This is a genomic window from Burkholderia sp. BCC1977 (genome assembly GCF_905339595.1).
GTDB lineage: Bacteria > Pseudomonadota > Gammaproteobacteria > Burkholderiales > Burkholderiaceae > Burkholderia.
Map to the genome: position 1 here is coordinate 47,430 of NZ_CAJPGQ010000009.1, position 15,358 is coordinate 62,787.

Below are 15,358 nucleotides of genomic sequence, written 5' to 3' on the forward strand. Positions count from 1 at the left end.
GCAATGCGGACGGAGCGACAGTCGAGATCCGCTGCCGGGGCGGTGGAGTGGTTCGGTGACAGTGGCTTGGGCGCAAGAATCTCTGTCAGTCGACGTCTGCCGCTCGTCGCTCGTCCGCGCTTCGATGGTGCATGGATGCCATGAAATTGAACAGGTGATTCAATATCCGCAAGCTCGTCAATTCATGGATTTTCCAGGGGCGATCAATCAAAAGGACCTACATTGTCAACCACAAAGCCTTTGCACGTCATTTTTGCTACATAGCGGTGATTGTCGACGCGGTAAGGAATCTTCCATTGCTGAAGATCCGTCAAATACTCTGCGGTTTCGTCAAACGTTACATTCGCAAAATTGTTATGTTGGGTGTACTTGCCAAAATAATCTCTCAACTGGGATGTGGAGAGATTCGGGCAGGCCGCATCGCCTCCATCATCCCGAATATACGCCGTAACGCCTATCAGCAACGCAGCCAGAAGGGCAATCGCAAAAAAAGCCGCGAGTGTGAATTTAAAGAGCCTGGAGAAATATGCTGCCGGCATCACGCCTCCATCAATGATAGAAAATCCGAGCGTAATTTTATCTCATCGAAAAATACGGGGTGTCAAAATAAATTGATTGCCGGCCTTTCGCGCCCATGCCCTATAGAAGGAATGTGCACTGCGCCGCCCTCAGGGTTCGTTGCTCTGATGCTGGCCCTGGTGCCTTGAATATTCAATGGCTGGGAACCTGTGAAGTAAATCATGTAATCGTGATGGCCGGCAAATGAGCCAATTACCCGAACCAGTGTGGTGAGCGCCTCCTGAACCGCTGGCCGGGAATTCGATGCGTCGAAATCGAATTTATCCGGGTTTAGCGTATATTCCCCGTTAAAAGCGAAATTTCCGGTGGCGTCCAATGTTAACTGCCCCGTAACATGCCCGCTGACTCGTCCTAACGCCGACCCGACTATGTATTCGTGATCGCTAAGAAGATTTGTGCTGAATACGGCATCGATTGGGTATGTTCCGGGCCCCATTCCGTCGTTCACGATGATGCTTCGAATCGGTCCGATTTCGGCGGCTCCAATTTTGAGATGGAGGGACTTCAAATCAACAGTCCTCGGGCTTCCATCTCCTCGAATCCAGTAATCGTATGCCGCTAACGGGAAGAATGGCGTTGCGTAAAACTTGAAATCCGAGATCGGCGGCGAAGGAAGGTGACTGAAATAGTAGTTGCTAAAAAGGCCAAATGCCGTCGTCAACCCCGCCATTTGCGTATTGGAGAGTTCATACTGGCTGGCTCCGGCAATGCTCTGCCAGCCATTGTTGGCCAACCATTGCGTAAAAAGCCCATAGGTCGCAATTTGAGCTCGAACTACTCGATTGCCTGCCAATTCAATGCCATATGCAAATTGACGCAACACTTCAAGTGGATCTTTTGCGGCAGCGGCTTCAAAAATCTTCTTTCCGTTTACCAGCCTGAACTGCCCGATTTGCCAAATTCCACCGCGAATATTCTCCATGCCCGGCGCCCAAGCGTAACCGCCGGCGGGGCCATTCGGTGTTGCCACTGGAAGACTGTAGTCATGGGGCGCTGTTACATTGATTGGAGGCATCATGTCATCAGCGGGGCCATGGCCCTGGGCCCAACTTCGCAGCGGACTCAGCATCATGGTTGTGGGAGCAGCAATCGATATACCCAAAAACTTGCGCCGCTTCCTCGCAACCCCTCCATTGGGTATGCGATTAATTTCGAGCAAGGAATTTCTATTTCTTGCCATTTTGTTCCCCGTATCAAATAAAAACAATGCGTGGTTTAGGTGCTTTGTTTTGTAAATAAATATGGGGATTATTTATATAATTATTAGCATTGCGTAATAATAATGTAATGTATACGCATCACTTCGGATTGTCATCATTTTTTTGTGATTTTTCGGGTTTCGTGATTGTTGCGCTCGACGCGATGCACTTGATGACGATGGGCTTCGACATGGGCGCGGCCGCGATCAGCGCCGCGCAGGCGCGCTACTCGCAACTCGACGCGGCGTTCGAGTCGGCGGGCCGGCCGAAGACCGGTGCGCAACCGTAGCAGATGGTGGGTGTGACGCCGATGATCGGGATGAACGACGTGCCGGGCGAAACCTTCACGCTCGGGAATGCGCGGAGCGTGCTGAATGGCGGCGGCCAACGATGGCTACGGCTTCTTCGGCGACTGGTCGGTCGGCCACGACCAGCCGTGCCCGAACAATGGTGCGTACGTGTTCGCATCGACCTTCAAGAAGTTCGACGGCAAGTGGGGTGCGGGCGTCACGCACGATGAAGTCGTGACATCGCGACGCATTGGCGCGTGACGCGCCACGGCCGTTCCCGGATGCCGTCCGCCATCGCGGCGAACGGCCGCCGAAGCAGGCGCCACACCCTGCTTCGCGGCCCGTGCTACCCGCGCCCCTGCTCGGCCAGCAGCCGTGCCTTCGCATCGACCAGCAGCGCCGCATGCGTATCGCGATACTGGCGGATCCGCTCGGTCGGCCCGACGACGGACAGCCCGTACCAGTCGCCGTCGAGCGTCAGCGCGACCGCGATCGCCGACAGCTCGGGCGCGCTCTCGCCGAAGTTCTCGGCCCAGCCGAGCTCGCGAAACCGCGCGGTTTGTACGACGAGCGCCGGCAGGTCGGCCACCGTCGCATCGGTGAAGCGTTCGAACGACAGCTGCGCGCCGAGCGCCTGCTGTGCATCGCTCGCGAGTTCCGCGAAGATCGCCTTGCCGATCGAGTTCGCATGCAGCGGGCGCAACTCGCCCGGCTGGCGCGTATAGCGGATCGCCTGCTCGGACTCGACGACGTCGAGGTACGTGACCGACGCGCCCTGGATCTTGCCGAGCACGGCCGTCTCGCGGCTCGCGTCGCGCAGCGCGACGAGATGCGGATGCACGATGTCGACGACGGGATCGGTCGCGTCGATCGCGGCGGCGATCGTCTGCAGGCGCCGCGTCGGGTAGTAGCCGCCGCGCTTGCGCACCTCGTACAGATAGCCGCGGCTCACGAGCGTGCGCGCCATCGCCAGGCAGCTCGACGCCGGCACGTTGAGCAGGCGCGCGAGTTCGGTGAGCGGCAGCGGCCGCCGTTCGGCGGCGAACAGCTCGAACAGGTCGAGCGTGCGGGCAACGAGTTTGACGTCCATGACGAGCGCTTGATTCGGAACGGGAAACCGCGCGCCGGGCGAGCCGCCGCGCGTCAGTACGACTTCGGCAGCCCGAGCACCTTCTCCGCGATGTAGCACAGGATCAGTTGCGGACTCACGGGCGCGAGCCTCGGAATCATACACTCGCGCAGGTAGCGCTCGACATGGTATTCCTTCGCATAGCCCATCCCGCCGTGCGTCGCGATCGCCGTCTGGCACGCCTGGAACGCGGCTTCCGCGCCGAGGTACTTCGCGGCGTTCGCCTCCGCCCCGCACGACTGCCCCGCGTCGTAGCGCGTCGCGGCCTTCATCACCATCAGCCACGCGGCCTCGAGCTGCATCCACGCCTGCGCGAGCGGATGCTGGATCGACTGGTTCTGCCCGATCGGCCGGCCGAACACGACGCGCTCGCACGCATACTGCGTCGCGCGCCGCAGCGCGGCCTGCCCGAGGCCGATCGCCTCGGCGGCGATCAGGATCCGCTCGGGGTTCAGCCCGTGCAGCAGGTAGCGGAAGCCGTCGCCCTCGTTGCCGATCAGGTCGTCGCGCGGCACGCGCAGGTTGTCGATGAACAGCATGTTCGAATCGACGGCCTTGCGGCCCATTTTCTCGATCTCGCGCACCTCGACGCGCGAACGGTCGAGGTCGGTGTAGAACAGGCTCAGCCCGTCGGTCGGCTTCGCGACCTGGTCGAGCGGCGTCGTGCGCGCGATGATCAGCATCTTGTTCGCGACCTGCGCGGTCGAGATCCAGATCTTGCGGCCGCTCAGCACGTAGTGGTCGCCGTCGCGGCGCGCCTGCGTGCTCAGGTGCGTCGTGTCGAGGCCGGCGTCGGGCTCGGTCACCGCGAAGCAGGCCTTGTCGCGCCCGGCGATCAGCGGCGGCAGGAAGCGCGCCTTCTGCGCGTCGTTGCCGAACACCTGCACCGGGTTCAGCCCGAAGATGTTCATGTGGACGGCCGAGGCGCCCGACAGGCCGGCGCCCGACGCGCTGATCGTGCGCATCATCAGCGCGGCCTCGGTCATCCCGAGCCCGGCGCCGCCGTGGGCCGGGTCCATCGCGATGCCGAGCCAGCCGGCCTCGGCGAGCGCCGCGTGAAAGTCGGACGGAAACCCGCCCGCGCGATCGCGTTCGAGCCAGTAGTCGTCGCCGAAGCGTTCGCAGATTTTCTCGATCGCGCTTTCGATCGCGCGCTGGTCGTCGGTCAGGTCGAACTGCATGGATTGCTCTCCAGGAAAACGTGAACGGCCGCGCCGCTCTCGAGACCACGCCGGGCCTTGGGGCCTCCGCAGTGGAGACCGGCGGGCGCGGCGCGACGGGTACGCGGACGCTCACAACGGAAACACGCCCGCCACGACCGCGGCGAAGACCATCAGCACGGTGGCGGCGAACAGGAACGGAATCGTGAATTTCTGGTGCTCGGCCAGCTCGACGCCGGTCAGGCCAACGATCAGGAACGTCGCGGGCGTGAGCGGGCTGACCGGAAAACCGGTCGTCATCTGGCCGAGCAGCGCGGCCTGCGCCATCTGGATCGGCGGCACGCCGAGCAGCTTCGCGCTCTCCGCGAGCACCGGCAGCACGCCGAAGTAGAACGAGTCGGGATCGAACAGCAGGCTGAGCGGCATCGACAGCAGGCCGAGCACGAACGGCATGTGGCGTGCATGCTCGACCGGCACATGCGCGACGACGACGTCGGCCATCGCCTTCAGCATCCCGGTGCCGGACATGATCCCGGTGAACGCGCCGGCTGCGAGCAGCACGCTCGCCATCATCAGCGCGGCCTTCGCATGGGCATCGATCCGCTCGCGCTGCGCCTGCACGTCCGGATAGTTGATGACGAGCGCGGCAACCGTGCCGAGCATGAACATCACCATCGGGTCGACGATGCCCGACACCAGCGTGCCGAGCACGACGAGCGTCAGCGCGAGGTTGATCCGGAAGCGTCCGGGCCGGCGCAGCGCGCGTTCGGCGTCGGTCAGCTCGCGCGGTGCGATCGCGAGGGACGCCGCGCCGGCGCGATCGAGCCCGAGCCGCTTCGCCTCGCGCACGCCGAGCAGGTAGGCGGTGCCGAACACGAACACGAGCCCGACGATCTGCACCGGGATCATCGGCATGAAGATCGCCGAGCCGGGAATGTGCAACGCCGCCGATGCGCGCAGCATCGGCCCGACCCACGGCAGGAAGTTGACGCCGGCCGCCGTCGACGCGACGCACGCGAGGATCCGCCGGTCCATGCCGAGCCGCGTGTAGAGCGGCATCATCGCGGGCAGCGTGACGAGAAACGTGACGGCGCCCGAGCCGTCCAGGTGGATCAGCAGCGCGAGCAGCGCCGAGCCCATCACGATGCGCGGCGGGTGGCAGCCGATCACGCGCAGCACGCCCGCGATGATCGGGTCGAGCATCCCCGCATCAGTGAGGATACCGAAAAATAGAATCGCAAAAACGAACATCCCGGCGATCGGGCCGATGTTCTGCACGCCGTGCACGATGAACTTGCCGGTCGAGAGTCCGAAGCCGGCCGCGAGCGACGCGGCCACCGGCACGACGATCAGCGCGACGAGCGGCGACAGCCGCTTCGTGATGATCAGGCCGAACAGCGCGACGATCGCGATCGCGCCGATCCATGCGAGCATGTTGTGTCTCCTCGTGCGCCGGCGCGCGTCGGGTGCGGCGCGGCGTGATGTCCGAAGCGGCGCGCGGTCGTGCGGCGGCGCCGGACGCCATCGCGCGGCCGCCGGCCGCCATGCGTGTCAGTTCCGGCGTGTGCCGTTGTCGTTGCCGTCGCGTTCGGCGTCGGCAAACACCTGCGCCGCGTGTTCGTTCAGCGCCGGCGGCGGCCGCCGGTACGTGGCCGGCGTGCGGCCGAGCTTGATCGGCGACGCGATGCCGCGATGCCGGCCCAGTTCGACCTTCATCCGCCGATGCGCGACATGCGGATGGTCGAGCGCCGCGTCGAGCCCGAGCACGGGCGCGCACGGCACGCCGCGGCGCATCAGCTGCTCGGCGAGCGCCGCGCCGTCGTGTGCGGCCAGCGCCGTTTCGAGCAGCGCACGCAATGCTGCGCGGTTCGCGCTGCGCGCGCGGTTGTCGGCGAAGCGCGGATCGTCGGGCCAGTCGCGCGTGCCGAGCACGTCGCACAGCGCGGCGAACTGCCCGTTGTTGCCGACCGCGAGAAAGATGTCGACGCTCGCGGTCGGGAAGCTGTCGTACGGCGTGATGTTCGGATGCGCATTGCCGGTGCGCACCGGCGCCTTCCCCGCATGGAAGAAATTCGGCGTATGCGGATGCAGGATCGACAGCGCGCAGTCGAACAGCGTCGATTCGACGAACTGGCCGCGCCCGCTCGCATCGCGTTCGCGCAGCGCCATCAGCACGCCGAGCGCCGCGTTCAGCCCGGTGACGAGATCGACGATCGGCACGCCGACGCGCAGCGGCGCGCCGCCCGCCTCGCCGTTCACGCTCATCAGCCCGGCCAGCGCCTGCACGGCGGCGTCGTAGCCGGGCAGGCCGCCGAGCGGGCCGTCCGCGCCGAAGCCCGACACGCGGCAGTGGACGAGGCGCGGGAACCGCGCGTGCAGCACGTCGAAGCCGAGCCCCCAGCGCTCCATCGTGCCGATCTTGAAGTTCTCGACCAGCGCGTCGGCATGCTCGAGCAGCCCGAGCAGCCGCTCGCGATCCTCCGGCTTCGTCAGGTCGAGCGCGATGCCGAGCTTGTTGCGGTTCACGCCGAGGAAATACGACGCGGTGTCGCCGTCGAACGGCGGCCCCCAGGTGCGCGTCTCGTCGCCCGACGGCGGTTCGACCTTGATCACCTCCGCGCCGTGGTCGGCGAGGATCTGCGTCGCGTACGGGCCGCCCAGCACCCGCGACAGATCGATGATGCGCAACCCCGCCAACGCGCCCTGCTGCTCCAGTTCCGCCATGCGTCTCGCTCCTGCTTCCGGTTGATCGGACCGCCGGTTCCGCCGGGCCGACAGGCGCGGCACGGTTTCCCGGACTCGAAGAATAATTCTTGTGTGTGAATTTATATTCACACCCGGGAATTTTATTGTCAAGCCGGAGATGCCCCGGCGGACGCGCCGAGAACGCGGCCGCCCGCAAGTGGGGACGACACCGAACGCCGGCCGGTTGCCGTGCCGGGCCGCGGTTCGCTAAGCTGGCGGACGGTGCTCATCTGAAGAAAGGCGGACTTTTCATGAAACGCATGCTGTTCGCGGCCATCGTGCTCGCGTCGACGCTGGGCATCGCCCGCGCGCAAACCCAGACCTTCCATTTTGGCGAGGGACAATCACAGGCGCGGGCCGCCGCGCCGGCGGCACGGCCCGCGCCCGCGCGCCCGCATGTGACGCCGCCGCATCACCATCGGCGTGCCGTCCACAAACGGCGCCACGGGCCTTCCGGGAAGCCGGCGCGCACGGGGATCGACACGCACGCGTGATGCGAGGCGCGTGCGCGGCAACGCACGGAACTGTCACGAACGCCCGGTATGATCGGCGCGGCGGCTTGCATGCCGTCGCGCCCGACGATCGGGCGACAGGCCGGCAACACCGGTCGACGTGCATTTCCCTCCACGATTCAGCACCTGTTTTGCCGAACATGAATACCGGGCCGGATACCGTCGCCAGCATCAAGGAGCGCGCCACGATCGTGTGCCGCCAGCGCAGCAGCGTGCTGCTGGTCGCCCGTACCGCTGCGCGCTGGTCGCTGCCGGGCGGCACGATCCGGCGCGGCGAGACGCCGCTGGAGGCCGCGCAGCGGGAGCTGGCGGAGGAAACGCGGCTGGAGGGGCTCGCGCTCGACTATGCGGTGCAGTTCGGCGGCCTCACGAAGCTCCATCACGTGTTCGTGGCCGACGTGCCGAAACACCTGACCCCGCGCGCGAGCAACGAGATCGCGCGCTGCAAGTGGTTCGACGTCGAACGGCTCGAGACGCTGCGCGCCAGCGTGCCGACCCGCAAGATCATCGAACTGCTGCACCTCGACCGCTTGTCCGCGCTCGCGGACGGGCCGCTTCGCTCGCGCTGAACCGGCCCGCGCCGCTCACGCGCGCAGCAACGGCCCGGCCTTGCGCTCGAGCAGCGCGACCAGTTCGGGCTGCATGTACGCGTAGCGGTCGGGAATGTCGAGACAGACGACCTTCTTGTGCTTCAACTGGGCGCCGAACCGGGCGCCCAGCTTCGCCTTGTGCGCGCGTTCCATCACGAACACGATCTCGGCCCATTCGAGCTGTGCCGCGGATAAACGCGTGTCCGCGTCGGGCGCGAGGCCCGCGGAGTCGGTCTCGACGCCCGGCCATGCGGCAAACACCGCCTCGGCCGTCGGGCTGCGCAGCCGGTTGCGGCTGCAGATGAACAGGGCCCGCGTCACGCCGGTGCGCCGCGGCCGGATCGTTGGCGCATCCGCTCAACCCTGCGGAATCGTGCCGGGCCGCACGTAGGCCAGCATGTGCGACACGTAGTCGGCCTTGCCGAGCTCGACGCCGTGATGGCGCAGGATCGCGTATGCGGCGATCGCGTGGAAGTAGAACTGCGGCAGCGCCCAGTCGCGCACGTACTGCTCGCCCGTCATGTCGAACGCGATACCGTTCGGCAGCTCGAGGGCGACCGGCAGCGCGGCGCCGCCGTCGAGTGCGTCGGGCGCGAGTTCGCCGAGGAACGCGATCGTGCCGGCGAGGATGCCCTGCGCGTCGCTCAGCGTGCCGGGCTGCGCATCGGCATGCCAGCCGGCTTCCCGCAACGCCAGCAACGCGTCCGGCAGCGGTTCGCCGCGCAGCCGGTAGACGGGTTCCATGGCCTGGAAGCACGAAAACCGCACCTGCGCGGCGAGCGGATACATGTCGGGCGCGAGCTTCAGCGTCAGCACCGCGTCGGGCGCGCCGCCCTCGGCCTGCCGGTGCGCCGCGGCCTTGTCGAGCCACGCGGATTGCGCGCGCAGCATCTGGGTCAAGGTCGGAACGAGAAGTTGAGTCGGTGACATCCATGCCCTCCGATGGGTCGTTCGTGCCACGATGACAATTCGGGGCGGAATCTCCATTCTGCCGTAGCCGACGATTCGACGCGAACCCGGCGACGTATCACGCGACCGACGCCCGTGCGTCAGGGCTTGCCGTGGCGTGCCAGGAAGCGGTCGAGCTGCGACGCGAACGCCTTGCCGTCGCGTGCGCTGAACGGGGGCGGCCCGCCCGTATCGATGCCCGCGCTGCGCAGCTGATCCATCATCGCGCGCGTCGACAGGCGTTCCTCGATGTTCTCGCGGCTGAACCAGTTGCCGCGCGGGTCGAGCGCATGCGCGCCCTTGTCGAGGACGGCGGCGGCCAGCGGGATGTCGGCCGTGATCACGAGATCGCCGGCTTCCACGAGCTCGACGATCCGCGCATCGGCCACGTCGAAGCCGGCCGGCACCTGCAGCGCCTTGATGAACGGCGACGGCGGCGTGCGCAGGAACTGGTTCGCGACCAGCGTCACGCAGATCTCGGCCCGACGCGCGGCGCGAAACAGCATGTCCTTGATGACGGCGGGACACGCGTCGGCATCGACGAGTACTTGCATGGCAGGCATTCCGGTGAGGAGAAACGGCGATCATAGCGCAGCGCCGGCGATCGCCCGCGCGGCCGGGCCTCCGGTCAGCCGGCCGGCCCGGGGCACAGTGACGCTGCCGTCGTCCATTGCGCGTCCCACGCATCGGCGAGCCGCCGGCCCTGCCCGATCCGCACGGCTGCGTCGTCGAAGTCGACGAACACGACGTGATCGGCGGCCGGCGGTTTCGGCGGCGTTTCGCGCGTGCGCCCGTCGGACAGCACCCACAGCCAGCGCTGCTTGTCCGGCGCACGCCGTGCATCGCGCGCGAGCAGGTGCGCGGCGGCCGCGATGCCGTCCGCGAGCGGCGTGCCGCCGCCGCCGTCCACTGGTTCGAGCCAGCGCGCATTCCACCAGCGCGGCACGGCCGGGCCGAAGCGCCGCGCGGCACCGTTGCCGCCGAAGCAGATCAGCGCGGTTTCCACGCGGTCGCGCGCGGCCTGGTCGAAGTACGCGACGATCAACCCTTTCGCGCGCGCGAGCCGTTCGTGCGACAGCATCGACGCCGAACAGTCGAGCACGAAGCAATGGAGTGCGCGCGGTGTGCCGGCCTGTTTGTGAAAACGCAGGTGGTCGGCATGCAGGGGGCCGCCGCGCTTCGCGGCGAGCGTCGCCGGCCACGCAACGGCCGTGCCGGCACGTACCGTACCCGGCACGCGCGCGGCAGCGCCTGGCTGCCATCGAGGACCGCGAACGGCGTTCGCGGCGGCGTCGGCTCGATGGCTCAGCGTTTTTTTAGCGGTAGCGGCACCACGCTTTTCACGTCGCGCAGTCCGGTCGGCTCGGGCGGCAGGTAGCCCCAGTCGCCTTGCGATGCCGTCGCATCGTTTCGTGCCGCGCCCGGTCGATCGTCGGGCTGCCGGCGCGTGTCCGGAGGCGAACGGCCGTCGCGGTCGCCGCCCTCTCCATTCGACTGCGTCGCGCCCGACGACGGCGGCGTTGCCGCCTGACGCCGATGCCGCAGCACCGCGTCGGCCACGCGTTCGACGTGCGACACCGTCACCGCGTCGGCCTGTTCCAGCGCCGCGAGCGCGCGCGCGGCGCGCAGCATCACGAGGTCGGCGCGCAGGCCGTCGACGGCCGCGTCGATGCACAGCGCGCTGACGCGTGCGTGAACCGCATCGTCGAAATCCAGCGTCGACAGCCGTGCCCGCGCCGCGTGAATCCGGTCGCCGAGCGCGTGCTGCGCGGCCGCATGACGTGCGCGGAACGCGTCCGGATCGAGATCGAACGCGAGGCGCGCCTTCACGATCTGCTCGCGCTGCGCGGCGTCGAAGCAGTTCTCGAGCTCGACCATCAGCCCGAAACGGTCGAGCAGTTGCGGGCGCAGTTCGCCTTCCTCGGGATTCATCGTGCCGACCAGCACGAAGCGCGCGTCGTGCGCGTGCGACACGCCATCGCGTTCGACCACGTTCACGCCGCTCGCGGCGACGTCGAGCAGCGTATCGACGAGCCCGTCGGCGAGCAGGTTCACCTCGTCGACGTACAGCACGCCGCGATGCGCGCGCGCGAGCAGGCCCGGCCGGAAGCGCACGCCGTTTTCGGCGAGCGCATGCGCGAGATCGAGCGTGCCCGTGACCTGCTCGTCGCTCGCCGACAGCGGCAGCGTGACGAATGCCCCTTCAGGCAGCAGTTCGGCGAGCGCGCGCGCGGCGGTCGACTTCGCGGTGCCGCGCGGCCCGCTGACGAGCACGCCGCCGAGCGACGGGTCGATCGCCGCGAGCAGCAGCGCCTGCTGCAGCGGTTGCTGCGCGACCAGCGCCGCGAACGGGAACACCGCGCGCGCGCGATGCGTCGTCGGATCGGTCATCGCCGCCCCCCTTCCTGAAGTTGTTCGCTGTCGAGCCAGACCGCTTCGATCCGCTCGCGATAGTCGCCCGGCTGCTGCCACAGCCCGCGCTGCATCGCTTCGACGAAGCGTTCGCAGATGCCGTGCAGCGCCTTCGGGTTGTGGCGTTCGAGGAACGCGCGCGTGGCGTCGTCGAACAGGTACGCGTCGGCGACGAGCGCGTACTGGTGGTCCGACAGCACGCGCGCGGTCGCGTCATAGCCGTACAGGTAGTCGACGGTCGCGGCCATTTCGGCCGCGCCCTTGTAACCGTGGCGCTTCACGCCGTCGAGCCATTTCGGATTGACGACGCGCGAGCGGATCACGCGCGCGATTTCCTCGCGCAGCGTGCGCATCTTCGGCGCGGCCGGGTTCGCATGGTCGCCGTGGTAGATGCTCGGCTGTTGCCCGGACAGGTGCCGCACGGCCGCCGTCATCCCGCCCTGGAACTGGTAGTAGTCGTTCGAATCGAGGAGGTCGTGCTCGCGGCTGTCCTGGTTCTGCACGACGACGTCGATCGTCGCGAGCCGCTCGCCGAACACGTCGGGCGCGGCGTCGCCCGCGCTGTTCTGCGCGTACGCGTGGCCGCCCCACTGGCGGTACGCATCGGCGAGATCGGCGTCGGTCTGCCAGCGGCGCTGGTCGATCAGGTCCTGCAGGCCCGCGCCGTAGCTGCCCGGCCGCGCGCCGAACACGCGCCAGCCGGCACGGCGCCGCGCTTCGTCCGGCGCCACGCCCTGCGCGATCCATGTCGCGCGTTCGCGTTCGATGCGCGCGCGGATCGGGTTCAGGGCCTCGGGCTCGTCGAGCGCGGCCACGGCCTGCACGGCCGCGTCGAACAGGTGCATCAGGTTCGGGAACGCGTCGCGGAAGAACCCCGACACGCGCAGCGTCACGTCGATGCGCGGCCGGTCGAAGATCTCGATCGGCAGGATCTCGAAGTCGGTCACGCGATGGCTGCCGTGCGCCCATTTCGGCCGCACGCCGATGAGCGCGAATGCCTGCGCGATATCGTCGCCGCCGGTGCGCATCGTGGCCGTCCCCCAGACCGACAGCCCGATCGCGCGCGGATAGTCGCCGTGATCCTGCAGATGGCGTTCGATCAGCTGCTGCGCGGATTTCAGCCCGAGCGACCACGCGGCCTGCGTCGGCACCGCGCGCGTATCGACCGAATAGAAGTTGCGGCCCGTCGGCAGCACGTCGGGCCGGCCGCGCGACGGCGAGCCGCTCGGCCCCGGCGGTACGAAGCGGCCGTCGAGCCCGCGCAACAATTGGCGCATTTCCTCGCCGCCGCACGCGTCGAGTGCGGGCAGCAGTGTCGAACGCGCGCGTTCGATGACCGCGAGCGTGTGCGGCCAGTCGCCGGGCGGCGTCGTGTCGATGCCGGACGTGCCGGACCTGTCGGTCGTACACAAGCCGTCGAGCCACTGCTGCGCGAGCCGTTCGAGCCGCTCGCGCGTGTCGCCCGCATGGCGCCACGGCGACGCGTCGAGCGCTTCCAGCACGGCCGGCCGCGGGCCTGCCCACGGCGCGGCCCAGTCGGCCGCGAGCGGATCGAAATCGTCGCCGAGCGCGAGATCGCGCGCGAGCGCGCCGATCAGCCCCGCGCGTTCGCCCTTGCCGTCGCCGACCGGAAAACGCGCGAGCGCGAGCAGCGTGTCGCGCCGCTGACGATCGGCCGGCGATGCGCCGAACACGTGCAGTCCGTCGCGAATCTGCGCTTCCTTCAATTCGCACAGCCACGCGTCGACGCGCGTGAGCAGCGCATCTTCGGCGCCTGCATCGCGCGGCGGCGACACGCTCAGTTCGTCGTGCAGATGGTGTTCGGCGATCGTCGCGAGGATCGTCTTGCGCAGCAGCTTCGCGCGCCGCGCATCGACCATCAACGCTTCGTAATATTCGTCGACCTGCCGTTCGAGATCCTGCAGCGGGCCGTAGTTTTCCGCGCGCGTGAGCGGCGGCATCAGGTGATCGACGATCACCGCCTGCGCGCGGCGCTTCGCCTGGCTACCCTCGCCCGGATCGTTGACGATGAACGGATACAGGTGCGGCAGCGGCCCGAGCGTCAGGTCGGGCCAGCACGCGTCGGACAGCGCGACGCTCTTGCCCGGCAGCCATTCGAGGTTGCCGTGCTTGCCGAGGTGGATGACCGCGTCGATGCCGAACGCATCGCGCAGCCAGAAATAGAACGCGAGGTACGCGTGCGGCGGCACGAGGTCCGCATCGTGGTAGCTCGCATAGTCGTTCTCGCCGCGCGAACGCGACGGCTGGATGCCGACGAACACGTTGCCCGCGCGCCAGCCGGCGATCGTGAAGCGCCCCTGCCGCACTGTCGGGTCCGCGTCGGGCGGGCCCCAGCGTGCGTTCAGCGCGTCGCGCACGGCGGCCGGCAGCCGCGCGAAATGCGCGACGTAATCGGCCAGCGCGAAGCTCTGGAACGCGGGGCGCAATGCGCGCACGGCCGGATCGTTGGTCACGCCTTCGGTGAGCCGCGCGATCAGCGCGTCGCCGTCGGCCGGCAGCTCGGCCACGGCATAGCCCGCATCGCGCAGCGCCGCGAGCACGCGCAGTGCGGACGCCGGCGTATCGAGCCCGACGCCGTTGCCGATCCGCCCTTCGCTTTGCGGATAGTTCGCGAGGATCAGCGCGATGCGCTTGTCGGCAGGGTCGAGCGTGCGCAGCCGGCACCAGCCGCGCGCGAGCGCCGCGACGAACGCGATCCGTTCGGCGTCCGGCTGATAGCGCACCACGTCGACTTCGGTGTGCGGACAACGATACGCCAGCCCCTTGAAGCTCACCGCGCGCGTGACGATGCGCCCGTCGACTTCGGGCAATGCGATGTGCATCGCGATGTCGCGCGCGTGCAGCCCCTGGTTGTCGGCCACCCACGCGTCGCGGTTGCCGCCGGACAGGATCACCTGCAGCACCGGTGCGTCGCCGGCGAGCACGTCGGGCTCGGGGCTGTCGATCGCGCCGGCCGCGAAGGCCGTGGTGTTCAGCACGAGCGCGACGCCGTGCGTGTCGCACAGCTGCGTGATGACCTCGCGGCTCACCGCATCCTTCAGCGACGTGACCGCGATCGGCAGCGGGTTGAGCCCTTCGCGCACGAGCGCATCGGCCAGCGCGTCGAACACGGCGGTGTTCGCGGCCTGCCAGTGCGCACGATAGAACAGGATCGCGACGACCGGCGCGCCGGGCGTCCAGCGCGCGCGCCAGTCGTCGACGCTCGCCGGGTCGCGCGCCGGGTGATACAGCGCGGCGGCCGGCAGCGGGCGCGGCAGCTCGGGTTCGTCGCCGACACCGAGCGTATGGAACGCGATGCTGCGCAGCAACGCTTCGGCGTTGTGCATCCCGCCTTCGCGCAGGTAGCGCCACCACAGCCGGCACAGGTCGGGCACGACCGTGCTCTTCGCGACGAGGTTCGGGTCTTCCTGCAGGTCGCCCGAGAACATCGCGAGCCGTTGCCCGCGCTTCGACGCGAGCGACACGGCCTGTTCGATCCCGTACGGCCAGTACGCCTCGCCGCCGAGATGATCGATCACGACCGTCTTCGCGTGACGCAGCACGTCGTCGACATAGAAATCGACCGACGCCGGCTGTCGCAGGAACGTGACGTTCGCGAGCCGCACGCTCGGAAAGCCGGCCGGCAGCTTCGGCACGACGCTGGCGAGCAGCGACAGCGTCGTGTCGGCCGAGCTCAGGATCACGATGTCGGCCGGCTGCTGGTCGATCCGGATGACGCCCTGGGTATCGTCGACGAACCCGCCCGGCGTGGTGCGCAGCAGATGCATCGTGCG

14 protein-coding genes and 1 pseudogene are annotated in these 15,358 nt (G+C 67.8%); 3 read left to right on the forward strand and 12 right to left on the reverse strand.

Annotated elements, in window-relative coordinates:
- Window positions 1-203: 203 nt before the first annotated feature.
- Both U5771_RS10295 and U5771_RS10300 read right to left on the reverse strand, forming a co-directional pair.
- Window positions 204-539, reverse strand: coding sequence for a hypothetical protein (locus tag U5771_RS10295; protein ID WP_322023859.1), 336 nt, complete (start codon window positions 537-539; stop codon window positions 204-206).
- A 62-nt stretch (window positions 540-601) separates the two neighbouring features.
- Window positions 602-1,759 (reverse strand): lipid II-degrading bacteriocin, encoded by a 1,158-nt coding sequence (locus U5771_RS10300; RefSeq protein ID WP_322023860.1) that lies wholly within the window; start codon window positions 1,757-1,759, stop codon window positions 602-604.
- A 167-nt stretch (window positions 1,760-1,926) separates the two neighbouring features.
- Between U5771_RS10300 and U5771_RS10305 the strand changes: the two are divergent.
- Window positions 1,927-2,296, forward strand: a pseudogene (locus U5771_RS10305) (chitinase); the annotation flags it as partial.
- 118 nt (window positions 2,297-2,414) lie between these two features.
- On the opposite strand, the gene U5771_RS10310 reads toward U5771_RS10305, so the two are convergent.
- The 4 genes from U5771_RS10310 to U5771_RS10325 all read right to left on the reverse strand — a co-directional run bounded on the left by U5771_RS10310 (window position 2,415) and on the right by U5771_RS10325 (window position 7,081).
- Window positions 2,415-3,158, reverse strand: coding sequence for an IclR family transcriptional regulator (locus tag U5771_RS10310; protein ID WP_322023861.1), 744 nt, complete (start codon window positions 3,156-3,158; stop codon window positions 2,415-2,417).
- Window positions 3,159-3,211: 53 nt separating this feature from the next.
- The gene (locus U5771_RS10315) at window positions 3,212-4,378 is read right to left on the reverse strand and encodes an acyl-CoA dehydrogenase family protein (protein ID WP_322023862.1); all 1,167 of its coding nucleotides are present in this window, start codon (window positions 4,376-4,378) and stop codon (window positions 3,212-3,214) included.
- A 111-nt stretch (window positions 4,379-4,489) separates the two neighbouring features.
- Window positions 4,490-5,791, reverse strand: a complete 1,302-nt coding sequence (locus U5771_RS10320; RefSeq protein ID WP_322023863.1) for a citrate:proton symporter — start codon at window positions 5,789-5,791, stop codon at window positions 4,490-4,492.
- A gap of 117 nt (window positions 5,792-5,908) precedes the next feature.
- Window positions 5,909-7,081 carry a CoA transferase gene (locus U5771_RS10325; RefSeq protein WP_322023864.1) on the reverse strand — a complete coding sequence of 391 codons (1,173 nt, stop codon included), beginning with the start codon at window positions 7,079-7,081 and terminating at the stop codon, window positions 5,909-5,911.
- Window positions 7,082-7,353: 272 nt separating this feature from the next.
- Between U5771_RS10325 and U5771_RS10330 the strand changes: the two genes are divergently transcribed.
- Both U5771_RS10330 and U5771_RS10335 read left to right on the forward strand, forming a co-directional pair.
- Window positions 7,354-7,596 (forward strand): hypothetical protein, encoded by a 243-nt coding sequence (locus tag U5771_RS10330; RefSeq protein ID WP_322023865.1) that lies wholly within the window; start codon window positions 7,354-7,356, stop codon window positions 7,594-7,596.
- Between the two features lie 158 nt (window positions 7,597-7,754).
- Window positions 7,755-8,183, forward strand: a complete 429-nt coding sequence (locus tag U5771_RS10335; protein ID WP_322023866.1) for an NUDIX hydrolase — start codon at window positions 7,755-7,757, stop codon at window positions 8,181-8,183.
- 15 nt (window positions 8,184-8,198) lie between these two features.
- On the opposite strand, the gene U5771_RS10340 is transcribed toward U5771_RS10335, so the two are convergent.
- The 6 genes from U5771_RS10340 to cobN form a co-directional block, all read right to left on the reverse strand.
- A complete protein-coding gene (locus U5771_RS10340) occupies window positions 8,199-8,525 on the reverse strand; it encodes a low molecular weight protein tyrosine phosphatase family protein (protein ID WP_322023867.1) in 327 nt (108 codons plus the stop codon).
- A gap of 36 nt (window positions 8,526-8,561) precedes the next feature.
- Window positions 8,562-9,134 (reverse strand): DUF1993 domain-containing protein, encoded by a 573-nt coding sequence (locus tag U5771_RS10345; protein ID WP_322023868.1) that lies wholly within the window; start codon window positions 9,132-9,134, stop codon window positions 8,562-8,564.
- A 119-nt stretch (window positions 9,135-9,253) separates the two neighbouring features.
- Window positions 9,254-9,706 (reverse strand): YaiI/YqxD family protein, encoded by a 453-nt coding sequence (locus U5771_RS10350; protein ID WP_322023869.1) that lies wholly within the window; start codon window positions 9,704-9,706, stop codon window positions 9,254-9,256.
- A 74-nt stretch (window positions 9,707-9,780) separates the two neighbouring features.
- Window positions 9,781-10,389, reverse strand: coding sequence for a vWA domain-containing protein (locus tag U5771_RS10355; RefSeq protein ID WP_322023870.1), 609 nt, complete (start codon window positions 10,387-10,389; stop codon window positions 9,781-9,783).
- A 68-nt stretch (window positions 10,390-10,457) separates the two neighbouring features.
- Complete coding sequence (locus U5771_RS10360) at window positions 10,458-11,543, reverse strand: ATP-binding protein (RefSeq protein ID WP_322023871.1); 1,086 nt, start codon at window positions 11,541-11,543, stop codon at window positions 10,458-10,460.
- Window positions 11,540-15,352: a cobaltochelatase subunit CobN gene (gene cobN / locus U5771_RS10365; protein WP_322023872.1), complete on the reverse strand. Its 3,813-nt coding sequence runs from the start codon at window positions 15,350-15,352 to the stop codon at window positions 11,540-11,542. The genes U5771_RS10360 and cobN overlap by 4 nt, the downstream gene beginning before the upstream one ends.
- Window positions 15,353-15,358 lie beyond the last annotated feature (6 nt).